Origin of the sequence: Streptomyces javensis, from assembly GCF_039525925.1 — a bacterium.
In the GTDB taxonomy this organism is placed as follows: domain Bacteria; phylum Actinomycetota; class Actinomycetes; order Streptomycetales; family Streptomycetaceae; genus Streptomyces; species Streptomyces asiaticus.
In genome coordinates this window covers 55354-81140 of record NZ_BAAAIF010000022.1, presented here as the reverse complement: position 1 = coordinate 81140, position 25787 = coordinate 55354, and the positions used below count along the sequence as shown (strand labels likewise).

Genomic DNA, 25787 nt, shown 5'->3' with positions numbered 1-25787 from the left:
CCGATGGCACGGCCCGACGTGAAGCGGGCCGCCGTGAAGCGGGCCGTGCCATCGGCGAACAACGGCCAGGGAGCTCGTCAGACCGCCGCGTCGTGCAGGATCGCCGCCAGCTCGCCGGGCCGGTCGAACATCGGCCAGTGCCAGCCGGGCAGCTCCCGGTACGCCGAGCTCTCGGTCGCCATGTGCCGGAAGGCCGGGACGACCCCGATCCGCGCCCGGACCTCCGCCGCCGGGAAGCCGCACAGCACATGCAGCCGTGGCAGCTTCTCCCATGCCCCGGCCAGCCGGACCGGGGTGGTGGCGGTGGCCCACGGCTGCGGGGCCGAAAGGCGCACCAGCCGTTCGAGCGTGTCGTCCGGCAGGCCGGGCACCTCGGAGGCCAGCTGCCGCCACGGCGGGGGCGGCAGCCGCCAGCCGTCCCCCTCCGTACGGACCCGCTCGGCGTCGCGCGACCGCTCCTCCGGCGGGGCGAACTCCAGGTGGGACATCCCGTCCGGCAGCGGTCCGCTGTCGATGAACACCAGGCGGCTGATCCGGTCGGGCATCCGGTCCGCCACGCTCGGGATCACCACCGCACCGGCATAGCTGTGCCCGACCAGCACCACATCGCGCAGATCCGCGTAGTGGATCAGGTTGAGCACATCGGTGATGTGGGTCTCCAGGTCGGTGTCGGGACGGGCCAGATGCGCCCGTTCGCCCATCCCGGTCAGGCTGAGGGAGTGGACATCGTGTCCACGGCCGCCCAGGTCATCCGCCACCGGGCGCCAGGCCCAGGCCCCGAGCCAGAACCCGGGAAGTAGTACGTAGGTCGCCATGGCTCAGACGCTAGAAGGGATACCGGGCAGGATCCGCCCGGTATTCAGGGATACTTGCCCGTATGAACCGACCGACCGCCCGGGTGCTCGCCCTGCTGGAGATCCTCCAGGCCGGTGGCACCCGTACCGTCGCCGATCTGGCCGACCGGCTCGGCGTGGACGAGCGCACCGTCCGCCGCTATGTCGGCCATCTGATCGACCTGGACGTCCCGGTCCGGTCGGTGCGCGGTCGCTACGGCGGCTACCGGCTCGCGCCGGGCTATCGGATGCCGCCGCTGATGCTCACCGACGAGGAGGCGCTGGCCGTGCTGCTCGGCCTGGTCGCCGGCCGCCGGGCCGGGCTGGTGACCACGTCGGTCGCGGCGGCGGAGAGCGCCGCCGCCAAGGTGCGCCGGGTGCTGCCCGAGGCGCTCGGCCGCCGGCTGGACGCGCTGCTGGCGACCGCCGACTTCACCGCCCCGGCCCGCCCCATGGCCGTTCCGGAGACCGGCGTGCTGCTGATGCTCGCGGAAGCGGCGCGGGACCGCCGGCCCGTCGCCATCGGCTACACCGCCTGGAAGGGGCGGCGCAGCGAACGCACCGTGCATCCGTACGGGGTCGTCGCGCACTCCGGGCGCTGGTATGTGACGGGGGCGGACTCGGCCAGCGGCGAGGTGCGCACGTTCCGGCTGGACCGGATCGAGACGGCGTCGGTGCTACCGGGGTCGTTCGATGTGCCCGAGGGGTTCGACCCGGCCGCGCGGGTGCTGTCCGGGCTGGCCGGGGTGCCGTATCTGCACGAGGTGTCGCTACGGGTCCAGGGCACGGCCGAGCAGGTCCGCCACCGGCTCCCGCCCGGGCTCGCCACCGTACGGGAACTTCCCGTCGAAGCGGCCCGCTCCGGGGAGGGGGAGGGTGGCGCATGGGTGAGGGTCGAGCTGCGGGCCGAGCGGCTGGAGTGGGTGCCCTCCGTACTCGCCTGGCTGGACCTGCCGTTCGTGATCGAGCGTCCGGACGGCCTGCGCGACCATGTGCGCGCCCTGGCCGGCCGACTCGCCATGTGCGCCGACGCGGGCGCCGATGCCGCCGATGTCGCCGATACCGCCGATGCCGCCGAGGGAGCGGAGTCCCCCGCGGAGTGACCCCGGATCGTTCGGGCACACCGGGGTGGTACCGGTGCGGCGCTCAGCCACGGGGCCACCGTACGGCGGTGTCGGCCACGGCGGAACGCGCCCGCTCCAGCGTCTCGGCGTGCCCGAACAGGCCCGGGAGTCCGCCGGTGTGCACGAAGACCGTGCGCTGCCCGGGGCGCACCTGGCCGTGGCGGACGGCCGCGATGAGACCGGCCAGGGCGCGGCCGGTGTAGATGGGGTCGAGGACGATGCCTTCGGTGCGGGCCGCCGTGGTGATGGCGTCCATGACCGGTTCGGTGAGCGCGGAGTAGCCGGGCCCGACTTGATCCAGGCACAGCCGCAGGGAGGTGGCCGCGGGCTGTCCGGCCAGCTCCTCGACCAGGTGGCCGACGGTGTGCCCGGGATCGGCGACGGCTCCGCAGTGCACCCCCAGCACCCGCTCTGCCCCGAGGGTGTGGACGAGACCGGCCATGGTGCCGCCCGATCCGACCGCCACCACCGCCGTGGTCAGGTCCGGGTCCTGTACGAGGAGTTCGGTCCCCGCCGCGGCATAGCCCCGGGCGCCCAGCACACTGGAGCCGCCGAAGGGGATCACCGCGGGCCGGGCGCCCCGCTCGCGGAGGTCGCGGGCCACGTCCTGCACGGCCGCCGCGAGTTCCGCCTCGCTCACCTCGCCCGCCCATACGACGCGGGCGCCGAAGAGACCGTCGAGCGCGATGTTGCCGGTCATCCCCTCGGTCGGCGCACCGGCGAGGACCAGGACCACGTCCATGCCCAGCCGGGCCCCGGCCGCGGCCGTCAGCCGGGCGTGGTTGCTCTGGGCGGCCCCGCTGGTCACCAGGGTGGTGGCGCCCTCGTCGCGGGCGGCCCCGGCCGTCCACTCCAGCTTGCGGACCTTGTTGCCGCCGCCGCCGAGGCCGATCAGATCGTCACGCTTGATCCACAGATCGTCGGGCTCCAGCCCGATGGCGCGGGCCAGGCGTGGCGCGGCCTCCAGCGGCGTGGGCCGACTCATCAACTCGGCCCGCGTGATGTCCTGACTCCCCGTTCCATCCTGGCCCCGCGCGGTGCCCTGGTCCTGTGTGGTGCCCTGACGCTCTTCTGACACGATCGCCGCCTTCCAGCCAGCCTGTTCCTCTACTCGGACGCGGAAGTGTCGGGCGCGGCTCGCCGCCGCTCGAGTTCGACGTAGCGGGCGCGCATCGCCTCGCTCGCGGCCGGGCCCGCGGTGAACACGTACGTCTCGCTGTCGTCGAGGCTTCGGCCGGTGCGCGCGTCCACCACGACGGGTTCGGCCTCCTCGCCGGTGCGGGCGTCGACCAGGATCATGGCGCGCTCCTCCGGCGCGAGGCGCTGATTGCCCCAGGCGGCCAGCGCGACGACCACCGGCCGCAGCGAACGGCCGCGCTCGGTCAGCACATACTCATGGCGCACCGGGTTGGTCTGGTAGGGGCGCCGCTCCAGCAGGCCGTCCGCCACCAGGGTCTTCAGCCGCGTGGTGAGCATGCTGGTGGAGATGTTCAGGCTCTGCTGGAACTGGTCGAAGCGCGTATAGCCGTCGAAGGCGTCGTGGAGGATCAGCAGCGTCCACCACTCCCCCACGTGCTGAACCGTGGTCGACAGCGGGCACTCACGGTCCTCCAGCCGGATCCGGCTTGCCATCGCGACACCCTCCCGAGTTACTGCTAATGTGAAAGTCACTTGCTTCTATTTTAGCAGTCACAAGGGGTGTGCCCTGTGCGCACTCCGGAACGGACGGCCTTGCCCACACCCAATGACTCCCTCTCCGGCCGTCGCGCCCTCGTCACCGGTGGCACCAAGGGCACCGGGGCGGCGATCGCGGCCCGGCTGCGGACGGCCGGTGCGACCGTGCTGGTCACCGCCCGCTCCCGGCCCGAGGACGTCCGCGACGACGACTTCGTCGGCGCCGACCTGACCACCCCGGAAGGCGCGGAGCACATCGCGCGGGAGGCGCGGCGGCGGCTGGGCGGCACGGACATCCTGGTCCATACGCTCGGCGGCTCGGCGGCGCCCGCCGGTGGCTTCGAGACGATGTCCGAGGAGATCTGGCAGCAGGAGCTCAACCACAATCTGCTCGGCGCCGTCCGCCTGGACCGCGCCCTGATCCCGGGCATGATCGAACGGGGCGGGGGCGCGGTGGTCCATGTCTCCTCGATCCAGCGGCGGATGCCGCTGTGGAACGGCACGCTGGCCTACGCCGCCGCCAAGGCCGCGCTCACCACCTACAGCAAGGGCCTGGCCAACCAGGTGGCACCGCTCGGGGTGCGGGTGAACACGGTGTCCCCCGGGTTCATCCAGACCAGCGCGGCCGACGCGCTCATCGACCGCATCGCCGAGCGGACCGGTGACCGGGAGTCCGCTCTGGCGTCGCTCATGGACTCCCTCGGCGGCATCCCCCTCGGACGTCCCAACCGGCCCGAAGAGGTCGCCGAACTCGTCGCCTTCCTCGTCTCCGACCGGGCCTCCGCCATCGTCGGCGCCGAGCACGTCATCGACGGCGGCACCGTGCCCGCCGTCTGAGAACCGTCCCCACCGGGAACCGTCACCCAGCGGCTCGAGGGCGACTTCGCACGGCCCGCACCCGGCCCGCGCGCACCACATTGCCGAGCGGGCTCCCCGCCTCCAGGCGGTTGATGTTGGCCGCGATCTCCGTGGCGCGGGCGGCGAACGTCTCTTCCGTGTGGCCCGAGTTGTGCGGTGTCATCACCACATTGGGCAGCGTGTGGAACGGCAGCCGGCTCGGCGCGTGGGGCGGGGCGGCCCACCACACATCGAGGGCGGCCCCGGCGATGGTGCCCGCCGACAGCGCCTCGTACAGCGCCTCCTCCTGTACGACCGGGCCACGGGCGACATTGACGAGGAGGGTCTGAGGGCCCATCGCGGCGAGTTCGGCGGGGCCGATCAGTCCGCGGGTCGCGGGGCTCAGCGGAACGGTCACCACGACGACGTCGGAGTCCGCCAGCAGTTCCGGGAGCCGGTCCGTGCCGCCCACCCAGTCGGGGCGCAGGCCGTCCGGCAGCGGGGCCGAGGGATCGCGGCGCACGGCCCGTACACCCAGGCCGACCGCCTGGCACAGCCGGCCGACCTCCCGGCCCGTCTCACCGAAGCCGATGACCCCGACACGGCGGCCCCGCAGGGTGTCGCCGAAGGGGAGCGTGGCATCGACGGCCACGTTCCGCCACCGCCCGGCCCGCAACTCCCGGTCGGCCGCGAGCACCCGCCGGGACAGCATCAGCACGCACATCAGGACGTGTTCGGCGATCGACGCGCCGTGGTGGAAGGTGTTCGCCACGGTCACATCGGGCCCCAGCGCCTCCAGGGGGATGCCGTCGTAGCCCGCGCCGACGACATGGACGAGGCGCAGGCGCCGACCCCGGCGCGCGTGGCCCTCGCTGAGCTGTGAGCCCACGTACACATCGACGGAGGCGATGGCATCGGCGATCCGCGCGGCGTCCCAGTCGCAGACGTCCAGCCACTCGTGCCGGTTCCCGGTCCGCGCCCTCAGCCGCTCGCCGAACCTGCTCAGGATCCGGTGGTTGAGCATGATGCGCATCCCCCGGTCACCACCGGGGGCAGCCGTCCTCGCCATGACCACCATCCTCATATATAGGCGCTGTCTTCATTTGTGCACGCGCTCCATGAGGCTGTCAATGATCGGGAGGGGGCCACCAAGGACCGTTTCACCTGCGCCTGTTGTCAGATCTCTTGACGCCCCGGCACCTCCGGTTTAGCTTCGGCGTCCACAAATGCAGACCGGGTACGTAAGTGTAGACAGGCCATGTCGACTGTCGTTCTCGGGCGGCAACCCGCCAGCACCCTCGGAGATACGCCGACGATGAAGTCCTCCGTACCCTCCGGCCCGCATCGGGAACGGGGCCGGGCCCATACAGTTCTCGCCCTTCTCACGACCGGCACGCTGCTGCTGACCAGCGCGTGCGCCGTGGCGAACAGTGACGCGGGGGACGCCGGCAGCGCGGACGGCCGCACCCTGCGAGTCGTCCTCACCCAGGAGCCCCCGACGCTGGAGCCCTGCGAGTCATCGCTGACCGCGACCGGTGTCGTCGTCCGCTCCAACATCACCGAGCCGCTGGTGGAACGCGACCCCACCTCGGGGAAGCTGGATCCGCTGCTGGCCACCGGGTGGCGGCAGACGAAGCCCACGACATGGACCTTCGATATCCGGCCCGGTGTGACCTTCCAGAACGGGCAGCCGTTCACGGCGAAGGACGCCGCCTTCTCCATCGACCGCGCCGTCAACTCCGATCTCGCCTGCAACGTGGACGGCTACGTCTTCGGCGACGAGAAGCTCAAGGTACGCGCGGTCAGCCCCACCCGGCTGACCGTCACCACCGAGAAGACCGACCCCATCCTCCCCCTGCGGCTCAGCTTCGTCGAGATCGTGCCGCACACCACCAGCACCAAGGCCAAGGTGCGGATACCGATCGGGACCGGCCCCTACGCCGTCACGTCATGGCAGACCGGCGTCTCCATCTCACTCGCCCGCAACGAGGACTACTGGGGGAAGGCGCCCGCCTACCCCCGGGCCCGGTACGTCTGGCGCAGCGACGCCAGCGTCCGCGCCGCGATGATCGACAAGGGCGAGGCCGATATCGCGACGGCGCTGGACCACACCAGCGCCGACAAGGGCAACACCGTGGCCTACCCCAACAACGAGACCACCGCCCTGCGTCTGGACGGCCGCGAGGCGCCGCTCGACGACATCCGGGTGCGCAAGGCGATCGGCTTGGCCGTCGACCGCAAGGGCATCATCGACGCCCTCCTCGGCGGACTGGCCAAGCCCGCCGCACAACTCGTCCCACCCGGTGTGGTGGGCCACAACGACGACCTCGCCCCCGCCCCGTACCAGGTGGCCGCCGCCCGCGCGCTGGTGAAACAGGCCGCCGCCGACGGCGTCCCGGTGCACCGGCAGATCACCCTCGTGGCGCGCAACGGCATGTTCGCCGGGATCTCGGAAGTGGCCGAGGCCCTCCAGTACGAGATGGCACGGGTGGGGCTGAACGTGAGGATTCGCATGGCGGACACCGCCACCCACCTTCAGTATCAACTGCGTCCGCTCCCCCGCGACGTCGGGCCGGTGGCGCTGCTCATCATGCACGGCAACCAGGCCGGGGACGCGGCGTTCACCACCAGTCAGTACCTGGTGAGCGACGGCCCGCAGTCCACCTTCGGCACCAAGGAGCTCGACCGGCGCATCGCCGCGGCGGACGCGCTGTCCGGCAAGGCACGCGAGAAGGCGTTCGCCGAAGTGCTCGAGTACCAGAACGAGACGGTCGTGCAGTACGCCTATCTGGCCCATATGCGCGGGCTGCTGGGGCTGTCGCCGAAGGTGCGGTACCGGCCGGACTCCGCCACCGGGGACGAGATGCGGCTGGCCGAGGTCGGCCCCGCGAAGAAGGGGAGGCACTGAGATGGCGTCCTTCCTGCGCAATCGCGTCATCTCCAGCGCGATACCCCTGGTGTTCGTGGTGCTGGGCGTGTTCTGCCTGGCCCGGCTGACCGGCAACCCCGTCGATCTCTACCTCCCGCTGAGCGCCACACCACAGCAACGCGCCGAATTCTCCGCCGCCCACGGCTTCGACGACTCCATCCCGGTGCAGCTGTGGGACTACCTCACCAATGCCGCGCGGCTCGACTTCGGGACGTCGCTGCGCACCGGGGAGTCGGCCGGTTCCATGGTGCTCAAGGCGTTTCCCGTCACGCTCCAACTGGCCGGGATGACGATGCTCCTGGCGATCCTCGGGGCGCTGCTGGTCGGAAGCCTCGCCGCGTACCGGCCCAACTCGCCCATCGACCGGATCGCCGGTCTGCTGTCGATGACGGCGGCCAGCATCCCCGACTTCTGGTTCGCGATCGTGGGGGTGCTGGTCTTCGGCGTGGGTCTGGACTGGCTGCCGACCTCCGGCACCCTGGGCGGCCCGGAGATCTGGGTACTGCCCATCGCCACTCTGCTGATCCGCCCGTTCGGGGTGCTGGTGCAGGTGGTCCGCGGCAGCATGGTCGGCGCGCTGTCCGCGCCGTATGTGAAGGTCGCACGCAGCAAGGGAGCCGACCCCAAGCGCGTGGTGTTCGGACACGCGCTGCGCAACTCCATCACGCCCGTGCTGACCGTGGCCGGGGATCTCACCGTCGGTCTCGTCAACGGCGCGGTGGTGGTGGAGACGATCTTCGGCTGGCCCGGGATCGGCAAGCTCATGATCGACTCGATTCTCCAGCGCGACTTCGCGGTGTTGCAGGCCGCCGTCCTGCTCACGGCGGTGACGATCTTCGCGCTGAACATCGTCGTGGACGTCTGCCACGCCCTGATCGACCCCCGAGTGCGCCAGGCGGTGCCGGCGTGAGCGAAGGAGCCACCATGACCGACCCCGCCGACCGCCCCGCCGGGGTGACCGCCCCGTCACGCGCCCGTCCGCCCCGCTGGTGGCTGCTGCTCGGCCGGGACCGGGCCGCGGCCGTCGCGGCCGTCATCCTCGCCGGGGTGTTCCTGGTCGCGCTGTTCGGCCGGCTGTTCATCGGGGACCGGGCCGTACGGCAGGACCTGCGCGCCTCGCTGCGCCCGCCCTCCCTCGACCACGGCGTCTACGGGCTGCTCGGCACCGATGTGCTGGGCCGCAGCGTGGTGGCCCGGCTGGTGGACGCCGCGGGGACGACGCTGTCCGTGGCGGTGCCCGCGGTGCTGTGCTCGCTGCTGATCGGCTCGGCACTGGGGCTGTGGGCCGGTTACCACGGGGGCGTGCGCGAGAACGTCGCGATGCGGGTCGCCGATGTCATCCTCAGCTTCCCGTCCCTGCTGATCGCGGTGGTCGTGCTGTATGTCTTCGCGCCCAGCGCGATGAACATCGTGCTGATCCTCGCCATCGCGCGCGTCCCGGTCTATCTGCGCACCGCCCGCGCGGAGTCGGCCGAGCTGAGGAGCCGTCTGTTCGTGGACGCGGCCCGGACCTTCGGCACACCGAGCCGGAACATCATCTACGGGCACATTCTGCCGATCGCGCTGCCCACGCTGCTGACCGTGGCCACGCTCGACTTCTGTTTCGTCATGCTGACCGAGTCCAGCCTGAGCTTCCTCGGCATCGGCATCCAGCCCCCCGATGTGAGCTGGGGACTGATGGTGGCGCAGGGGCGCCAGTACCTTCAGACGGCGTGGTGGATCGCCGTGCTGCCGGGCGTCGCGATCGTGCTCACCACGGTGTCGGCCACGGTGCTCGCCGCCTGGGTCCGCCTGGCCACCGACCCGGCCCAGCGCTGGCGTCTGACGTTGCCCAGGAAGCGGCGCGGCAACCGGGCCGCTGTTCCCTCGGAGATGATCGCGTGAAGTCCTCCACCCTGCCCGCGCCCACCGGGGCCGGCAGCCCCGCGCTCGAAGTCGAGGGGCTCTGTGTCGACTTGCGCACCCCCTCCGGCACCGTCCGGGCGGTGAACGACGTCGGCTTCCAGGTGCGCAAGGGGCGCACGCTGGCGCTGCTGGGCGAGTCCGGCTGCGGGAAGTCGATGACCGCACTGTCCATCGTCGGGCTGCTCGACCCGACCGCCGAGGTGACGGGCGGATCCGTGAAGGTCTCCGGCACCGATGTGCTGCGGCTGGGCCGGGCGGGGCGCAGAAAGCTCGCAGGTCCGGTGCTGTCGATCGTCTTCCAGGACGCGCTGACCGCGCTCAACCCCGTACAGCCGGTCGGCAGGCAGCTCGCCGAGCCGTTCCGCATCCACCGCGGGATGTCGCGCCGCGCCGCCCGGGAGCAGGCGGTCGAGCTGATGACCCGGGTCGGTATCCCCGAGCCCCGGCTGCGGGCCCGCGCGTATCCGCACCAGTTCTCCGGCGGTATGCGCCAGCGGCTGCTGATCGCGATGGCCGTCGCGCTGGACCCCGATGTGCTCATCGCCGACGAGCCCACGACCGCGCTCGATGTCACCGTGCAGGCGCAGATCATGCGGCTGCTGCGGGATCTGCAAACCGAGCGGGACATGGCGCTGGTGCTGATCACCCACGATCTGGCGGTGGTGGCCCAGCGCGCGGACGATGTCGTGGTGATGTACGCGGGCAATGTGGTGGAGACCGGCCCGGTGGCGGAGGTGTTCTCCCGCCCCCGTCACCCCTACACCAAGGGCCTGCTCGACTCGGTCCCCGAACACGCCGTCAGGGGCCGCCCGCTGCCCGCCGTACCGGGGAGCCCGCCCGAGCTCAGCGCGGTCCCGTCCGGCTGTGTCTTCCAGGCCAGATGTCCACTGGCCCAGGAGCGCTGCGCCCAGGAGCGCCCCCGTCCGATGTCCGTCGGGGCCTCGCGTTCGGCCGCCTGCCACTTCTCCGAGGAGCTCGACCGTGCCTGAGACGCCCCTCACCGACGCCACCGCCGCCGACCCGCGGGCCGATGGCTCCGCCGCTCCCCCGCCACTGCTCGAAGTCCGCGGCGTGACCAAGTGGTTCGGCCACGGCCGCCGGCGGCTGACCGCGCTCGACGGCGTCGATGTGCGGGTGGAGCGCGGGCAGACGCTCGGGCTGGTGGGCGAGTCCGGATGCGGTAAGTCGACCCTGGCCAGAGTGGTGCTCGGTCTTGAGCGGCCGGACTCGGGCACCGTGCGCTTCGAGGGCACCGATCCGTTCACCCTCAGGGGCAAGGAGCTGCTGGCCTGGCGGCGCCGGGTGCAGATGGTCTTCCAGGACCCCTTCGCCTCGCTCAACGCCCGGATGTCCGCGGCCGACCTCATCGGCGAGCCGTGGCGCACCCACCGCGACATCGTGCCCACGGCACAGGCACGGGAGCGGCGGGTCCGTGAGCTGCTGTCCCTCGTCGGGCTGCGGGAGAGCGACGCCCACCGCTACCCCAACGAGTTCTCCGGCGGGCAGCGGCAGCGCATCGGCATCGCCCGCGCGCTGGCGCTCGATCCCGATCTCATCGTGTGCGACGAGCCGGTGTCCGCACTCGACCTGTCGGTGCAGGCCCAGGTGCTCAATGTGCTCTCCGAGTTGCGGGAGCGGCTCGGTGTCTCCTACGTCTTCATCTCCCATGACCTGTCCGTGGTCAGGCATGTCTCCGACCGGGTGACGGTGATGTACCTGGGCAAGGTCATCGAGCACGGCCCCACCGAGGACGTCTTCGACCGACCCGTGCACCCCTACACCGCCGCCCTGATGTCCGCCGCGCCCACCCTCGACGTCTCCGAACAGGCCCAGGGCGACGAGATTCAGCTGCGCGGGGAGGTCCCGTCCCCGTACGACATCCCGTCGGGCTGCCGGTTCCGCACCCGCTGCTGGAAGAGCGAGGCCCGGTGTGCCGAGCTCGCTCCGCCTGTCGTGATCCGCGACGGCACGGCGGACACCGGGCGGGAGCCGCATGCGGGCCTGTGCCACTTCCCGCTGGACGCCGGGCCGATGGAAGCATGAGCTCGCCGGAGTTCACCCTGCTCTTCATCACCGTGGCGGTCGGGGCGCTGCTCCAGGTCGCCATCGGCTTCGGGCTCGGCCTGCTGGCCGCCCCGGTGATCGCGATATTCGACCCGTCGCTCACCCCGGTGGCGGTCCTGCTGCTCGCCACCGGGGTCACGGCCACGGTGCTGGTGCTGGAGGGCGGCCACCTGGACCTGCGGGGCGCGGGGTGGGCGCTGGTCGGCCGGGTGCCGGGGGTGCTGGGCGGCGCGGCGCTGGTGGCCGTGCTGCCCGCCCGGTACCTCGCCCTCCTGGTGGCCGCGGTCGTCCTCGCGGGCGTGGCGGTGAGCCTGCGCGGCTTCGTGCCCGCGCCGCGGCGGCGGTCGGTGCTGCTGGCCGGTCTGATGTCGGGGCTGATGGGCACGGCGACCGCCATCGGAGGGCCGCCGATGGCCATGGTCTGGCAGCGGCTGAGCGGACCGCGGCTGCGCGCCACGATGAGCGGATTCTTCCTGGCCGGTTCGGTGATGAGCCTGGCCACCCTGGCGGCGACGGGGGCGGTGCACTCGTACAGCCTGTGGCACACCGCCCTGCTGGCCCCGGCCGCGGCGATCGGGGTGCTGCTGGCCCGCCCGCTGTCGAGCCGGCTGGACATGCGGCGCACCAGGGCCGTGGCCATGGTGCTGGCGGTGGCGAGCGCGACGGTGCTGGTGGTCCAGCAGTTCGTCTGAGCCGGACGGCGCTCTTCGCCGCGCGGGTCAGCCCTCCCTTACGGTTGGGTTGAGTTGGGTTGGGTTGGTTTGGGTTGGGTGGAGTTTGGGTTGAATTGGGTTGGGTTGGGGCGGATGGCGGCGGGGCGGTGTGGTCACAGGGCGACGGGCGGCCTCCCGTGGTGGCGCCAGGGGGTGCCACGGCGCTCGTAGGCGAACAGTTCCTCGACGGCGTGGGCGATCCGCGGCCCCAGTTCGCGCTCCAGCAGGTACAGGCCCAGATCGAGCCCGGAGGTGACACCGGCGCCGGTGACGAGGTCGCCGTCGTCGACGACGCGGGCCCTGACCGCGTTGACGCCGGTGGCGTCCAGCTTGTCCAGGCCCATGTGGTGGGTGGTGGCGTAGCGGCCCTCCAGCAGACCGGCCATGGCCAGCACGAGCGAGCCGCCGCACACCGTGGCGACGGTCGTCTCCGGGCGGTCCATGGCGGCCTTCAGCAGCCCCGGCAGGTCGGTGTTCAGGGTGCGGCCCAGCAGGACGGGGATGAACTCGTCCTCCCGCCACTCGCCCGCGTCCGGGGCGGCGTCCGCGTCGTGGCCGGGGACCTCGCCGGGCTCTCCAACGCGGCCGGCGGCACCGGGGACCACCACCAGATCCGCCCTCGCGGGCTCCAGGGCGGCCGTGGCGCGCAGCGGTACGCCGCCGACACCGCTCACCACCTCACGCGGCCCCTCGGCGGACACCAGCTCCGCGCGCAGCGCGCCTCCGGAAGCCATGCCACCGGCGTGCAGCACTTCGAAGGGGGCGAGCACATCGAGGAGGTCGAAGCCGTCGAACAGGACGATCTGGGCGAGCATGAGATTGTTCCCTCACATGCGGTGATGGCCAGTCCGTCTGGCCCTGTTCCGACGCTATGAGAGGGCGGAAACGGCTCCCAGTGGCATGAGTGACATGGTTCAACGGGATCTCGCCAATGGGCCGGAGGGTGCCGGGCGGGGGCCGCGACCAGGCGTCTCAGACCACGTCGGGCGGCATGTTGTACGGCGTGACGACCTGGATGGGCGAGGGCAGGGAGGGGCCGTCGTCGGGGAGGGCTCCGTGCGCCCGCATGATGATCTGGCAGGCGCGGCGCATGTCCTGGCGCAGGTCGTGGTGGAGCACCGCGGACAGCCGGCGCTCGCGCAGCAGCCGGGTGTTGTCGTGGTCGAGGTCGTGGGCGATGAACACCTCGTAGCCGCGGCCGAGCTCCTCGAAGGCCTGGATCGTGGCGGCGTTGCCGCCGCCGATCGAGTAGACCGCCCGGATGTCCGGGTCGCGCCGCAGCGCCCGCAGGACCAGTTCGCGCTGGGTGGCGTCCAGGCCGTCGCTGTCGGTGACCTCGACGAGCGTGCGCCCGGGGTGTGCGTTGCGCAGGGCGCCGCGGAAGCCCATCTCGCGTTCCTCCTCACCGCGGAAGGAGCCCCGGCTGATGGTCGTGAGCACATTGCCGGGGCGGTCGCCGAGCCACTGGCCCATGAGGTACGCGGCGGTGGCTCCGGCGGCGCGGTTGTCGATGCCGACGTAGGACCGGCGGGCGCTGCTCGGGAGATCGGTCACCAGGGTCACGACCGGTATGCCCACCGCCGTCAGGCGGCCGACGGCCGCCGTGACCTCCGGGATGTCGGGCGCCTTCAGGACGATGCCCTGGCAGCCGCCGCGCTGGGCGACGCGGTCCAGCACGGCGATCAGCTCCGCCACCGGACCGGTCTCGCGGAAGTGGAAGCGCGACCGCATCACCGCCGGGCGCAGCGAGGGCAGCTCCGCCTCCAGGGCCGCGCGGACCGCCGAGGAGAAGCGCTCAGGGGCCTGCATCACGATATCGATCATGAAGGTGCGGCCCCCGATGCGGACCTGGGTGCGCTGCCGGTCCAGGTCCTTGATCGCCTGATGGACCTCCCGGGTGGTGCTCTCGCGCACCCCGCCCCGGTTGTTCAGCACCCGGTCGACGGTGGCCTCGCTCAGACCGGCCTGCCGGGCGATCTCCCGGATGGGATACGGATGGGCCATCGGCACGCCTCCTGAGGGGTTTTTGATGGGCTGCTGAGGATTGCCCGATGCTCGGCCGATCACAACACTGACAGAAAGCCGCAGCCCACGGGAAGGACCGGACAGCAATGCCCCTCATCGCTCCGAGGTCTCATGTCTGGCTCAGCGAGGCCGACTGCTCCCTCGATGCCTTCCGCACCCTGGTGGAGCGGACCACCGACCCCGCCGACCACCCCGGCGCCGACGCCGTGGAGCAACACGTTCCCGTCTACGACGGCGACCGCCTGCGGGCCCGGGCCGCCACGGCTTCCGGCCGCCGGGAGGCGCAGGCGGAACTGGTCCACGCCCTGCTGGACGGCCCCGGCATCGTGGTGTTCAAGGGCGCCTTCCCCGACGCGTCGGTCCTGGACCGGGCCACCGAGGCGTTCACGGCGCTGATCGAGCGGGAGCGGGCGGCGGGCGCCGACCGCGGTGACCACTTCGCCAAGCCCGGTGCCAACGACCGGGTGTGGAACGCGCTGGAGAAGCTGGCCCTGAGCGCGCCGGAGGTCTTCGCCGACTACTACGCCAACGACCTCATCGCCCTCGTGGCCACCGCCTGGCTCGGCCCCGGCTACCAGATCACCTCACAGATCAACCAGGTCAACCCGGGCGGCGCGGCCCAGAGCGTGCACCGCGACTACCACCTCGGTTTCCTCTCCGAGGCGCGGGCCGCGGCCTATCCCGCCCATGTCCACCGGCTCTCCCCCGTGCTGACCCTGCAAGGCGCGGTCGCGCACTGCGCCATGCCGGTCGAGTCCGGCCCGACGCTCTATCTGCCGTACTCGCAGGCGTACGAGCCCGGCTATCTGGCCTGGCGCCGCCCGGAGTTCATGGCCTACTTCGCCGAGCACCACGTACAGCTGCCGCTGGAGGCGGGCGACGCGGTCTTCTTCAACCCCGCGCTCTTCCACGCCGCCGGGCACAATCGCTCGGCGGACATCCGGCGGATGGCCAACCTGCTCCAGATCTCCTCCGCGTTCGGCCGCGCCATGGAGACCGTCGACCGCGAGGCGGTGGCCAACGCGGTCTTCCCCGTACTGCGGCGGCGCAAGGCCGAAGGCGCCACCGAGGACTGGCTGCACAACGTGGTCGCGGCCTGCGCCGAGGGCTATCCGTTCCCCACCAATCTCGATCTCGACCCGCCGGTCGGCGGCCTCGCCCCGGACTCCCAGGCCGACACCCTCCGGCGCGCCCTGGAGGGGGACTGGACCCCGGACACCCTGCGTACCGAACTGCGGGCCGGCGCCGAGCGCCGCCAGAGCTGAGACCGCCGGAGATAGGACCGCCGGAGATGAGACCGCCAGTGCTGAGACCGCCAGAGCTGAGGGAGACGGACCGCTGATGGGCCTGTTGCAGGACAAGATCGTCCTGGTCAACGGGGGCAGCCGGGGAATCGGCGCGGGCATCGTCCGCGCCGCCGCCCGCGCGGGGGCCACGGTGGCGTTCACCGGACGCCGACCCGACGCCGGTGAGTCGCTGGCCGGGGAGCTCGCCACGCAGGGACTCGCGGCCTCCTTCCTCCGCGCCGACCTGGCCGATCCCGTGCAGGCACGCGGCGGCGTGGAGCAGGTGGTGGCGGCCCACGGCAGGATCGACTGCCTGGTCAACTCCGCCGGGCTCACCTCGCGCGGCACGCTGCTGGACACCACGCCCGAGCTCTTCGACGCACATGTCGCGATCAATCTGCGCGCCCCGTTCTTCGCCATGCAGGCCGCCGTGGCCGACATGGTCGCCCGGAAGGCCCCGGGCACCATCGTCAACATCATCTCCAACTGCGCACACGGCGGATATCCGTTCCTGGCGCCGTACGCCGCCGCGAAGGCCGGGCTCGCGGGCCTGACCCGCAACGCCGCCCACGCCCACCGCTGGGATCGCGTCCGCGTCAACGGCCTCAACCTGGGCTGGACCGACACCGAGGGCGAGGACGCCATCCAGCGCGCCTTCCACGGCGCGGGCGACGACTGGCGCGAGGAGGCGGCCCGCGCCCAGCCGATGGGCAAGCTGGGCCAGGTGGACGAGATCGCCGATTTCGTCGTCCTCCTCCTCTCCGACCGCAGCGGCGTCGTCACCGGCTCGGTCATCGACTGGGACCAGAACGTCCTCGGCGGACTCGGCTGACCCGCCGCGCCGCCAGAACCGCCACCTTCAGAAAGGGAACGACTCCCCATGCGTATCGGCATCATGGGCCTGGGCCGGATCGGCGCCTTCCACACCGAGACCCTGTCCACGCTCGACGCGGTGGACTCGCTCGTGGTCACCGACCCGGTCGCCGCGGCCGCCACCGCCGCCGCCGAGCGCTTCGGCGCCCACGCGGTCGACTCGCCGGAGGCCGTGCTCGCGGCCGGAGTGGACGGCGTCGTGATCGCCGCGGCCACCGACGCCCACCCCGAACTCATCCTCGCCGCCGTGCGGGCGGGCGTACCGGTCTTCTGCGAGAAGCCCGTGGCGCGCACGATCGAGGAGAGCCTCGATGTCCTCCGCGCGGTGGAGGGTGGTGGGGTGGAGGTCCAGATCGGCTACAACCGCCGCTTCGACCCCGGTTACGCGGCCGCGCGGGCGGCCGTGGTCAGCGGTGAGCTCGGGCCGTTGCACACCGTGCGGTCCACCACCTTGGACCCCGAGCCGCCCCCGGCCGCCTACGTGGCCGTCTCCGGCGGCATCTTCCGCGACTGTGCCGTGCACGACTTCGACACCGTCCGCTGGATCACCGGCCGCGAGGTCGCCGAGGTCTACGCGACCGGCGCCAACCGCGGCGCCGAGTACATCGCGGCCGCCGGAGACGTGGACACCGCCTCCGCCCTCCTCACCCTGGACGACGGCACCCTCGCCGTGGTCTCCAACACCCGCCACAACCCCCGCGGTTACGACGCCCGCCTGGAGCTCCACGGCATGACGGACAGCGTGGCCGCGGGCCTGGAGGACAGGCTGCCGCTGCGCTCCGCCGAACCGGGCGCCACCTTCCCCGGCGGCACACCGCACCACTTCTTCATGGACCGCTTCGCCGCCGCCTACCGGGCCGAGCTCACCGCCTTCACCGAGGTCGCGGCGGGGCTGCGGCCCTCCCCCTGCACCGTCGCCGACGCCGTCGAGGCCGGCTGGATCGCCGAGGCCTGCACCCTGTCGTTGCGCGAACACCGCCCCGTGACCATGGAAGAGGTACGCAAGGCATGACGACAGCCGAGCCGCTGCGCATCGGGGTCCTGGGCGCCGCCCGGATCTCCGAGTTCTCCCTCGTCGGCCCCGCCCGCGCGGGCGGCCACCGCCTCGTCGCCGTGGCCGCCCGCTCCCGTGGCCGGGCCGATGCGTTCGCCGCCGAGCACGGCGTCGAACGCGTCCTGGACACCTACGCCGAGGTGATCGCCGATCCCGAGGTGGAGGTCGTCTACAACCCCCTGGCCAACAGCCTGCACGGGCCGTGGAACCTCGCGGCCCTCGCCGCGGGCAAGCATGTGCTGACCGAGAAGCCCTCGGCGAGCAACGCCGAGGAGGCCACCGAGGTGCGCGACGCCGCCGCCAAGGCGGGAACCGTCTTCATGGAGGGCTTCCACTACCTCTTCCACCCCGTCACCCGCCGCCTCCACGAACTGCTCGGCTCCGGGGAGCTCGGGGAGCTGCGGCATGTCGAGACGACGATGACCATGCCCGCCCCGCCCGGGTCCGACCCCCGCTGGTCCCTGCCCCTGGCCGGGGGCGCCCTGATGGACCTGGGCTGCTACAGCCTGCACGCGCAAGCCATGCTGGCCCCCTTTGCCGGTGGTCCCCCGCGCCTGGTCACCGCCCGGGGCGGCGCCCGGCACGGCGCACCGAACGTGGACGAGTGGCTGGACGCGGACCTGGCCTTCCCCGGCGGTGCCACCGGATCCGCCCGCTGCCATATGGCACATGAGGAATGGCGGATGAGCTTCAGGGTGGTCGGCTCGCGGGGTGAGGCGACGGCCATGAACTTCGTCCAGCCCCATCTGGACGACCGGGTCGTGGTGCGTACGCCCGCGGGTGAGCGGACCGAGGAGCTGGGCAAGCGGTCCTCGTACACCTACCAACTGGACGCGTACGCCGCGCACTTGCGGCACGGCACACCGCTTCCGCTGGACGCCGAGGACGCGCTGACCACCATGTCCCTGATCGACGCGTGCTACCGCGCCGCCGGGTTCCCGCCCCGGCCGCGTACCGCGCTCCCGGTCTCGGGCTGATCCGCGAGCTGAGCCCGGCCGGGCTCAGCTCGCCCCGCCGGCCGCCGCCCCCGGCCCGGCCGCCCCGGGCGCACCCGTGCGCAGCCCGTCCATGACGAGGTCCAGCAGCCGTCGGGCACGTGCCTGCCCGTTCGCGTCGGGGCCGATCTGCCACAGGCCGGCGATGGCGAGCAGGAAGTCGTCGGTGGTGACGCCCGGGCGGATGGTGCCGACCTCCTCGTTGGCCCGCAGCAGGATCGCCACGGCCTCGGTCATCTGGCCGTGCCCCGGTTTCTCCTGGCCGCAGGACGCGCTGATGGCCTTGTGCAGCGCGTCGGCGAGACCGGCCTTGGCCATGGCGAACCGGGCGAGGTGACCCATCCACTCCCGCAGCGCCTGGTCCGGCGCACGCGTGCGCAGCAGCTCGGCCGCGGTGTCGGCCACCTGCCGCATCTCATGGCGGTAGATCTCCAGAACGAGGGCCTCGCGGCTGGGGAAGTTGCGGTACAGCGTGCCCTGCCCGACGCCCGCCTTCTTCGCGATGGTGCTCAGCGGGACGTCCGCCGAGCGCGTCAGCTCCGCCAGCGCCACTTCCAGGATGCGCTCGCGGTTCGCGGCCGCGTCCGAGCGCAGACGCGCGTCCCTCTCTGCCCGCACTCGCCCTCCTCCGGGCCCGCCGTAGCGCCGACCTTGCTCACCGGACAGCTGTCCGCTAAGTTTCATGCACGGCGGACACTTGTCCGCTTAGGTCCACCTTACCGGCTGAACCGGCCAGTGTGGATGGCCGAAACCGAGCGCCGACCGGCATTGTCCCGCATCTCATATCCTCGGGACTCCCTCCCTAGGCCCCGGGCCCCTCCATCGGACGACTTCAACGCGCCCCACACCCGCGAAAGAAGGCTGATCATGGCCCCATCGACGTCCAGCGTCATCACGCTGACCATCAACGGCGAGAAACACACGCTGCCCGTCGACCACCGCACCACCCTGCTCGACGCCCTGCGGGAGCAGCTCGACCTCACCGGCACCAAGAAGGGCTGCGACCAGGGCCAGTGCGGTGCGTGCACGGTGCTGATCGACGGCCGCCGGGCCGTCTCCTGTCTCCAGCTCGCGGTGGCGGCCGAGGGCCGTGAGGTCACCACGATCGAGGGCGTGGCCGAGGGCGACGAGCTGCACCCGGTGCAGCAGGCCTTCCTCGACCTCGACGGCTACCAGTGCGGTTACTGCACCCCGGGGCAGATCTGCTCCGCCCTGGCCGTGCTCGAGGAGCACGCGGCGGGCTGGCCGAGCGCCGCCACCGCCGACGTCCGCCCCGAAGCGGGACCCCCGCCCCTGAGCCCGGACGAGATCCGGGAGCGGATGAGCGGCAACCTGTGCCGCTGCGGCGCCTATGTGTCGATCGTCCAGGCGGTCGCGCGGGCGGCCGAGGCGCGCACGGCCGGGACCGAGGAGGCCCTCGCATGAAGGAGTTCGGCTACCAGCGGGTCCTCGAGGTCTCCGAGGCGGTCTCCGTGCTCGGCGCCGACCCCGACGCGCGTTACCTCGGCGGCGGCACCAATCTGGTCGATCTGATGAAGACCGGCGTCGAGCGGCCGGGACGCCTGGTCGACGTACGAGAGCTGCCCCTGGACCACGTCGAGGTGACGCCGGACGGGGCCTTGCGCATCGGGGCCACCGTCACCAACAGCGATCTCGCCGCCCACCCCGAGGTGCGGCGCCGCTACCCGGCCCTCACCCAGGCCGTCCTGGCCGGCGCGTCCGGGCAGCTGCGCAACATGGCCACCGTCGGCGGCAACCTCCTCCAGCGCACCCGCTGCGGCTACTTCACCGATGTGGCCGGGCCCTGCAACAAGCGCCTCCCCGGCAGCGGCTGCCCGGCCATCGAGGGCGAGCACCACAACCACGCGATCCTCGGCGCCTCCGCGCACTGCGTGGCCACCCACCCCTCGGACATGGGGGTCGCGCTCGCCGCCTTCGACGCCGTCGTACGGTACGAAACCGCCGACGGGCCGGGCGAGTTGCCGCTCGCGGACTTCTATCTGCCCGTGGGCGACACCCCGCACCTGGAGACCGCGCTGCCGTCCGGCGCGCTGATCACCGGCATCACCCTGCCGCCGGCCCCGGTGGCCGCCCACTCCCGCTACCGCAAGGTCCGCGAGCGCGCGTCCTACGCCTTCGCGATCGGCTCGATCGCCGCCGCCCTCGACGTCCGGGACGGGGTGGTCCAGGAGGTCCGCCTCGCCTTCGGGGCGGTCGCGTCCCGGCCGTGGCGGGCCCTGGCGGCCGAGCGGGCGCTGACCGGGGGCCCGGCGACCGCCGAGGCGTTCGCCGCCGCCGCGGACGCGGAGCTGGCCGCCGCCGAGGCACTGCCCCACAACGGATACAAGGTGCCGCTGATGCGCAATCTCGTCGTGGCCCTGCTGACCGAACTCACCGAGGAGGCCGCCCGATGACCACGACGACCGGAACCACCACGACGACGGGCGCCTTCGGCACCGCGCGCACCCGCGTGGAGGGCCGGGAGAAGGTCACCGGAGCGGCCCGCTACGCGGGCGACATCCCCCTGCCCGACCTGGCCCACGGCTGGATGGTGCTGTCCACCGTGGCCCGCGGCCGCGTCAGCGCGGTCGAGTCCGAGCCGGTCCTCGCCATGCCCGGTGTCCTCGCGGTCATCGACCATGAGAACGCCCCGCGGGTCAACCTGGACTACATGGGCATGATCGGGAAGCCCGATCCGATCCTCGGGGTCTTCCAGAGCGACCGCGTCCCCTTCATGGGCTGGCCGGTGGCGCTGGTCCTCGCCGAGCGGCCCGAGCAGGCCAGGGAGGCCGCGGAAGCGCTGGTCGTCCGGTACGACCAGGAGCCGCACGACATCGGCTTCACCTCCGGACACCCGGACATGTACACCCCTCCGGACTCGCCCTTCGGGCCGGCGGTGGCGTCGAAGGGCGATGTCGAGGCCGAGCTCGCCGCGTCCACGTTCGTGGTGGACTCCGAGTACACCACCCCGGAAGAGCACCACAACCCCATGGAGCCGCACGCGGCGACGGCCCACTGGGACGGCGGCCGGCTCGAGGTCTTCGACTCCAACCAGGGCAGCACGATGGTGGCCGCCGAGCTCGCGCAGATCTTCTCCCTCGACCCGGAGTCGGTGCGGGTGCGGTCCGAGCACGTCGGCGGCGGTTTCGGTTCCAAGACCACCCGCCCGCACCAGGTGGCCGCCGCCATGGCCGCCACCGTCCTCCATCGCCCGGTGCGCGTCGTCATGACCCGCCGCCAGATGTTCTCGACGATCGGCTACCGCAGCCCCACCGCGCAGCGGGTCAGGCTCGGCGCCGATGAGTCGGGGCGGCTGCGGGTGCTCGACCACCGGTCCGAGTGCGTCACCTCGACCATCCATGAGTTCATCGAGCGGAGCGCCACGGTGGGCCGCGTGATGTACGACGCCGACGCGCACTACACCAGCGACCGCGTCGTACGGCTCGATGTGCCGAGCCCGACCTTCATGCGCGCGCCCGGCGAGGCACCCGGCTCGTTCGCGCTGGAGTGCGCCATGGACGAGCTCGCCGAGAAGACCGGCATCGACCCGATCGAGCTGCGCGTCCGCAATGAGCCCGACCGGGGCCCGGTCTCGGGCCTGCCGTTCAGCAGCCGCAATCTGGTCGCCTGCTACGAGGAGGGCTCCCGCAGGTTCGGCTGGGCCGACCGGGATCCCCGTCCGGGGGTGCGCCGCGAGGGGCGCTGGCTGCTCGGGACCGGTATGGCGGCGGCCAGCTTCCACTCCGGCGCCGGACCGTCCACGGCGGCCGTGACGGCGGAGGCGGACGGCACCTTCACGGTGCGCATCAACGCGGCGGACATCGGCACCGGTGCCCGGACCGCCATCAACCTGGTCGCCGCGGACGCGCTGGGGGTGGATCCGGAGCGGGTCCGGGTGGTCATGGCGGACAGCGACCTCGGCCCGGCGATGCTCGCCGGTGGCTCGATGGGCACGCGCTCCTGGGCGTGGGCCGTGGCGATCGCGGTGAGCGAGCTGCGCGAGCGGCTGGCCCTGGGCGGCGACATCCCGCCCGAGGGGATCACCGCACGGTCCGACACCACCGAGGCGATCGGCGCCCTGGCTAGTAAGGAACGGCACTCCTTCGGCGCGCAGTTCGCCGAGGTGGCCGTGGACGTCACCAGCGGAGAGGTCCGGGTGCGGCGGATGCTCGGCATCTTCGCGGCGGGCCGGATCGTCAACCCGCTGACCGCGCGCAACCAGCTCGTCGGCGGAATGATCTGGGGCATTTCCATGGCGCTGCACGAGGAGGCGGTCAGGGACCGGGCCTCGGGCGGCCTCGTCTCCCCCGACCTCGCGGGCTATCACTTCGCCGCCAACGCCGATGTGCCGGTCGTCGAGGCGGACTGGGTGGACGACCCCGACCCGGACGACCCGGTCGGCATCAAGGGCGTCGGTGAGGTCGGCATCGTGGGGGCCGCGGCGGCGATCTCCAACGCGGTGTGGCACGCCACCGGCGTCCGCCACCGCAACCTGCCGATCCGCCCGGACCGGGTCCTGTCGGCGGGGACGAACGTGCCGGAGCCCGGCCACGCGGGCTGACCCTTTCGCCCTCGAGCGCTCGGCGCCGGCCAGGTTTCCCACCTGGCCGGCGCCGAAGTCGTACGTGGTGTGACCTTGTGGGGCGAGTCCGCTCGACCATACGGGCGGGATGGGAGGTCCGGTCCGATTATGTGATCGGACGGCACGGTACCGACAACGGCATGGCCACTCCCCCCGATCCCCCGCAGAACGCCGCGACCGCGAGCCCGATGTCCCTGGTGGACCGCAAGGGCTACGACGAACACTTCCTGGGACCCTCCCTGCCGCTGCCCCGGCCGACCGGCCCCGATACCGGGACGACCGTCCTGCCCTACACCAACTTCAGCGTCGTCTTCCGCCCGGACCGCCGACTGGCCGCGGCGACGGCCGTCACGATCGACGGCGCGCACCTCGTCGCCGTGGAGCGCGAGGACGATTGGCGCTTCGACCCCCGTGTGCCCGAGTCCCAGCAGGCCGGGCACCCCGTCTACCAGGACAACCCGCTGGACAAGGGACATCTGGTCCGCCGTCTCGATCCCGTATGGGGTCCGAACGCGGTCATGGCGAACGACGACACCTTCCACTACACCAACGCCGCTCCCCAGATGAACGTCTTCAACCAGGGCAAACAGCTCTGGCAGGGGCTGGAGAACTTCCTGCTGGACCACGCCGAGGAGTTCGACAGGAAGCTGACGGTGTTCACCGGGCCCGTGCTCGAGAACTCCGATCCGCCCTACCGGGGCATCCAGGTGCCGCTCCGGTTCTGGAAGGTCGCCGCGTTCATGCAGGACGGGGAGCTGGCGTCCACCGCCTATGTGCTCGACCAGAGCCCCGACCTCAGCCGGGACGCCGCCGCCCGGGTCATGGCGGAGGCCGCACGGGCCGGAGACCCGCCCCCGCTCGGGGCGTTCCGCACCTTCCAGGTGCCGGTCGCCGACATCGCCCGCCTCACCGCCCTGGACCTGGGCCCGCTCCCGGCGGCCGACCGGCTGACCGCGGGACGGCGCGCCGCGCCCCGCTGGACCCGTCTGGAGTCCTACGACGACATCACCGTGCACGCCGCGTGAACCCGGCCGCCAGACGCGTCTGACGCCGCACCGGCGCCGGATACCGCCGATCGGCTGGCGCTGTGCGGCGATCCAGTCATCTTCCCGCTCCGCCCGCTCCCCTCCGGGCCCCGGCGGGGAACCACTCGCCCAAGCCGAGGAGAGCAGAGAGGGCACCGATGAGCGACGACTTCGTGCTGGACGTGACCAGGATCCGCGACGACGCCCGCCGGAAGATGGCGGCGGGCCCGGTGACGGACACCTACGGTCTGGACAAGAACCGGGTCATCGGCATCCTCAATGACGTCATCGCGACCGAGGTGGTGTGCTGGCTGCGCTACACCCGCCACGCCATCTCGGCCAGCGGCATCGACCGCGCCCAGGTGTCCTCGGAGTTCACCGAGCACGCCAAGGAGGAGATGCAGCACGCGCTGCGCGCCGCCGAACGCGTCTCGCAGCTCGGCGGCGACCCCGACTTCGACCCCGACTCGCTGACCCAGCGCTCCCACACCGACTACACCACCCCGGCCGACAACGACCTCAAGACGATGCTGGAGCACAATCTGCTCGCCGAGCGCATCGTGATCGCCAGCTATCAGGAGATCATCCGCTGGCTGGGTGAACACGACCCGACCACCCGCCGGCTGATGGAGTCGATCCTCGAGGAAGAGGAGGAGCACGCCGACGATCTGGTGGATCTGATCGGCGTCTGACACCCATGATGGGCCGGCCCATGACCGCGCGGTGGCCCCGCTCGCTCTCCTGCCTCATCGTGACCGCCCTGTCCACGGCCCTGCTCGCCGGGTGCGGGGAGGACGACGACCACGGCCGGAGCTGTTCCGGCCGTACGGGCAGGGATCTCTCCAGCCGCACCGTGGCCGGTGGCGACCTGTGGCAGAAGAAGCTGCGGTGCGTGAACCTCGAACGGTCCACGCTGACCGGACTGGTGTCCGAGGCCAATCTGCGCCGCGGCAATCTCTACGCGGCACGGCTGGCCGCGGTGTCGCTGGAGAACGTCGATCTGCGCGGCGCCGACCTCCGCCGGGCGGACCTCACCTCCGCCACCCTCTCGCAGGTCGATCTGCGCGGCGCCGATCTGAGCGGCGCCAGGCTCGGCAGGGGTCTGCTCACCGATGTCAGCTTCGAGGGCGCACGGCTGGACGGCGCGTATCTGCGGGCGGCGTCCCTCACCCATGTCGGCCTCAACGGAGCGGATCTGAGCGGCGCCGATCTGGCCGGGGCCACGGTGTCCGACTCCGATCTCCGTGGCGCGCGGCTGCGGGGTGCCGATATCTCGACGACGAGTTGGGAGAACGTCCTCTGCCCGGACGGCTCCCGGTCGAGCGCACGGGTCTCCTGCGCCGACCATCCGGACCGGAGGGCGGACCGGGCCTCGGGTCAGCTTCCCCCGCCGCCGGTCGCCGTGGCGGTCTCCCCCTGAGAGGTCTTCCGGGCCGCGCGGTGCGCCTGCTCGAGACCCTTCATATAGGCGTCCAGGTAGTCGGCGTCCGACAGCCGGGCGCAGGGCGCGGGGACGGGGTGGGAGCGGACCGCTCCGCCCTTGTGGGCGGCGGCCCGGTCGGCGATGGCGTCGACACAGGCCCGGGTGGTCTCGGCCTTCTCCGCGGCGGCGGGGGTGCCGCTCGGTGTGCTCTTGTCGCGCACGTCACCGCCGGTGGAACAGCCGGTCAGGAGCAGGGTGATGGCGATGACTGCCGCGGCTTGGACGGTGCGGGTGCCCATGTGTCTCCCCGGTGCGTGGACGGTGGGGTGCATCATGCGGCGCGGCGACCGCGAAGTGGGAGAGCCATGTATGCGTTGTGATGAAACGGTGATCGAACGGACGTATGGATGAACCCCGACCGTACCCAGGGCAAAGCGATGGCCGG

General features: G+C 72.2%; 26 protein-coding genes. 18 read left to right on the top strand and 8 right to left on the bottom strand.

Going from position 1 to position 25787, the window contains the following annotated elements; all coding sequences use genetic code 11:
• Window positions 1–77: 77 nt before the first annotated feature.
• Window positions 78–815, bottom strand: coding sequence for an alpha/beta fold hydrolase (locus tag ABD329_RS21135; protein ID WP_198275125.1), 738 nt, complete (start codon window positions 813–815; stop codon window positions 78–80).
• Window positions 816–877: 62 nt separating this feature from the next.
• Between ABD329_RS21135 and ABD329_RS21130 the strand changes: the two genes are divergently transcribed.
• Window positions 878–1936 carry a helix-turn-helix transcriptional regulator gene (locus tag ABD329_RS21130; RefSeq protein WP_198275126.1) on the top strand — a complete coding sequence of 353 codons (1059 nt, stop codon included), beginning with the start codon at window positions 878–880 and terminating at the stop codon, window positions 1934–1936.
• A 43-nt stretch (window positions 1937–1979) separates the two neighbouring features.
• Here the strand turns inward: ABD329_RS21130 and ABD329_RS21125 are convergent, their stop codons facing one another.
• Together ABD329_RS21125 and ABD329_RS21120 are read right to left on the bottom strand one after the other, a co-directional pair.
• Window positions 1980–3035, bottom strand: coding sequence for a D-cysteine desulfhydrase family protein (locus ABD329_RS21125; protein WP_425574362.1), 1056 nt, complete (start codon window positions 3033–3035; stop codon window positions 1980–1982).
• 29 nt (window positions 3036–3064) lie between these two features.
• A complete protein-coding gene (locus tag ABD329_RS21120; RefSeq protein ID WP_198275127.1) occupies window positions 3065–3589 on the bottom strand; it encodes a winged helix-turn-helix transcriptional regulator in 525 nt (174 codons plus the stop codon).
• 99 nt (window positions 3590–3688) lie between these two features.
• On the opposite strand from ABD329_RS21120, the gene ABD329_RS21115 reads away from it, so the two are divergent.
• Window positions 3689–4468, top strand: a complete 780-nt coding sequence (locus ABD329_RS21115; RefSeq protein ID WP_198275128.1) for an SDR family oxidoreductase — start codon at window positions 3689–3691, stop codon at window positions 4466–4468.
• A gap of 22 nt (window positions 4469–4490) precedes the next feature.
• Here the strand turns inward: ABD329_RS21115 and ABD329_RS21110 are convergent, their stop codons facing one another.
• The gene (locus ABD329_RS21110) at window positions 4491–5537 is read right to left on the bottom strand and encodes a 2-hydroxyacid dehydrogenase (protein WP_246618134.1); all 1047 of its coding nucleotides are present in this window, start codon (window positions 5535–5537) and stop codon (window positions 4491–4493) included.
• 246 nt (window positions 5538–5783) lie between these two features.
• On the opposite strand from ABD329_RS21110, the gene ABD329_RS21105 reads away from it, so the two are divergent.
• The 6 genes from ABD329_RS21105 to ABD329_RS21080 are packed head-to-tail and all read left to right on the top strand — an operon-like array spanning window position 5784 to window position 12058.
• Window positions 5784–7376 (top strand): ABC transporter substrate-binding protein, encoded by a 1593-nt coding sequence (locus ABD329_RS21105; protein WP_198275129.1) that lies wholly within the window; start codon window positions 5784–5786, stop codon window positions 7374–7376.
• A gap of 1 nt (window position 7377) precedes the next feature.
• Complete coding sequence (locus ABD329_RS21100) at window positions 7378–8307, top strand: ABC transporter permease (RefSeq protein ID WP_198275130.1); 930 nt, start codon at window positions 7378–7380, stop codon at window positions 8305–8307.
• Between the two features lie 14 nt (window positions 8308–8321).
• Window positions 8322–9281 (top strand): ABC transporter permease, encoded by a 960-nt coding sequence (locus tag ABD329_RS21095; RefSeq protein WP_198275131.1) that lies wholly within the window; start codon window positions 8322–8324, stop codon window positions 9279–9281.
• Window positions 9278–10291: an ABC transporter ATP-binding protein gene (locus ABD329_RS21090; RefSeq protein WP_198275132.1), complete on the top strand. Its 1014-nt coding sequence runs from the start codon at window positions 9278–9280 to the stop codon at window positions 10289–10291. Before ABD329_RS21095 ends, ABD329_RS21090 begins: the two co-directional genes overlap by 4 nt.
• Complete coding sequence (locus tag ABD329_RS21085) at window positions 10284–11345, top strand: ABC transporter ATP-binding protein (protein ID WP_198275133.1); 1062 nt, start codon at window positions 10284–10286, stop codon at window positions 11343–11345. The genes ABD329_RS21090 and ABD329_RS21085 overlap by 8 nt, the downstream gene beginning before the upstream one ends.
• Window positions 11342–12058, top strand: coding sequence for a sulfite exporter TauE/SafE family protein (locus tag ABD329_RS21080; protein WP_198275134.1), 717 nt, complete (start codon window positions 11342–11344; stop codon window positions 12056–12058). Before ABD329_RS21085 ends, ABD329_RS21080 begins: the two co-directional genes overlap by 4 nt.
• Before the next feature lie 134 nt (window positions 12059–12192).
• Here ABD329_RS21080 and ABD329_RS21075 read toward each other — a convergent pair whose 3' ends face one another.
• Window positions 12193–12894, bottom strand: a complete 702-nt coding sequence (locus tag ABD329_RS21075) for a DJ-1/PfpI family protein (RefSeq protein WP_198275135.1) — start codon at window positions 12892–12894, stop codon at window positions 12193–12195.
• Between the two features lie 157 nt (window positions 12895–13051).
• The gene (locus ABD329_RS21070; RefSeq protein WP_198275136.1) at window positions 13052–14083 is read right to left on the bottom strand and encodes a LacI family DNA-binding transcriptional regulator; all 1032 of its coding nucleotides are present in this window, start codon (window positions 14081–14083) and stop codon (window positions 13052–13054) included.
• A 107-nt stretch (window positions 14084–14190) separates the two neighbouring features.
• Here ABD329_RS21070 and ABD329_RS21065 point away from each other — a divergent pair, with 107 nt between their 5' ends.
• The 4 genes from ABD329_RS21065 to ABD329_RS21050 all read left to right on the top strand — a co-directional run bounded on the left by ABD329_RS21065 (window position 14191) and on the right by ABD329_RS21050 (window position 18294).
• On the top strand, window positions 14191–15369 hold the full coding sequence (locus ABD329_RS21065; RefSeq protein ID WP_198275137.1) for a phytanoyl-CoA dioxygenase family protein: 1179 nt from the start codon (window positions 14191–14193) through the stop codon (window positions 15367–15369).
• 76 nt (window positions 15370–15445) lie between these two features.
• Window positions 15446–16222, top strand: coding sequence for an SDR family oxidoreductase (locus tag ABD329_RS21060; protein ID WP_198275138.1), 777 nt, complete (start codon window positions 15446–15448; stop codon window positions 16220–16222).
• Between the two features lie 48 nt (window positions 16223–16270).
• Window positions 16271–17275, top strand: coding sequence for a Gfo/Idh/MocA family protein (locus ABD329_RS21055; protein ID WP_198275139.1), 1005 nt, complete (start codon window positions 16271–16273; stop codon window positions 17273–17275).
• Window positions 17272–18294: a Gfo/Idh/MocA family protein gene (locus ABD329_RS21050; RefSeq protein WP_344316749.1), complete on the top strand. Its 1023-nt coding sequence runs from the start codon at window positions 17272–17274 to the stop codon at window positions 18292–18294. The genes ABD329_RS21055 and ABD329_RS21050 overlap by 4 nt, the downstream gene beginning before the upstream one ends.
• 24 nt (window positions 18295–18318) lie before the next feature.
• On the opposite strand, the gene ABD329_RS21045 is transcribed toward ABD329_RS21050, so the two are convergent.
• Entirely contained in the window at window positions 18319–18930 is a 612-nt protein-coding gene (locus tag ABD329_RS21045) for a TetR/AcrR family transcriptional regulator (RefSeq protein ID WP_198278877.1), read from the bottom strand.
• A gap of 249 nt (window positions 18931–19179) precedes the next feature.
• Here ABD329_RS21045 and ABD329_RS21040 point away from each other — a divergent pair, with 249 nt between their 5' ends.
• From ABD329_RS21040 to ABD329_RS21015, 6 genes are all read left to right on the top strand, one after another.
• Entirely contained in the window at window positions 19180–19737 is a 558-nt protein-coding gene (locus ABD329_RS21040) for a (2Fe-2S)-binding protein (protein WP_044567454.1), read from the top strand.
• Window positions 19734–20726, top strand: a complete 993-nt coding sequence (locus ABD329_RS21035; protein WP_198278878.1) for an FAD binding domain-containing protein — start codon at window positions 19734–19736, stop codon at window positions 20724–20726. Before ABD329_RS21040 ends, ABD329_RS21035 begins: the two co-directional genes overlap by 4 nt.
• On the top strand, window positions 20723–22873 hold the full coding sequence (locus ABD329_RS21030; protein ID WP_198278879.1) for a xanthine dehydrogenase family protein molybdopterin-binding subunit: 2151 nt from the start codon (window positions 20723–20725) through the stop codon (window positions 22871–22873). The genes ABD329_RS21035 and ABD329_RS21030 overlap by 4 nt, the downstream gene beginning before the upstream one ends.
• A gap of 161 nt (window positions 22874–23034) precedes the next feature.
• Window positions 23035–23919: a DNA/RNA non-specific endonuclease gene (locus tag ABD329_RS21025; RefSeq protein ID WP_198278880.1), complete on the top strand. Its 885-nt coding sequence runs from the start codon at window positions 23035–23037 to the stop codon at window positions 23917–23919.
• A 158-nt stretch (window positions 23920–24077) separates the two neighbouring features.
• Complete coding sequence (locus ABD329_RS21020; RefSeq protein ID WP_198278881.1) at window positions 24078–24611, top strand: ferritin-like domain-containing protein; 534 nt, start codon at window positions 24078–24080, stop codon at window positions 24609–24611.
• Between the two features lie 20 nt (window positions 24612–24631).
• Window positions 24632–25339 (top strand): pentapeptide repeat-containing protein, encoded by a 708-nt coding sequence (locus ABD329_RS21015; RefSeq protein WP_198278882.1) that lies wholly within the window; start codon window positions 24632–24634, stop codon window positions 25337–25339.
• Here ABD329_RS21015 and ABD329_RS21010 read toward each other — a convergent pair.
• Window positions 25297–25641, bottom strand: coding sequence for a hypothetical protein (locus ABD329_RS21010; protein ID WP_198278883.1), 345 nt, complete (start codon window positions 25639–25641; stop codon window positions 25297–25299). The two genes, ABD329_RS21015 and ABD329_RS21010, sit on opposite strands and share 43 nt — an antisense overlap.
• Between the last annotated feature and the right edge of the window lie 146 nt (window positions 25642–25787).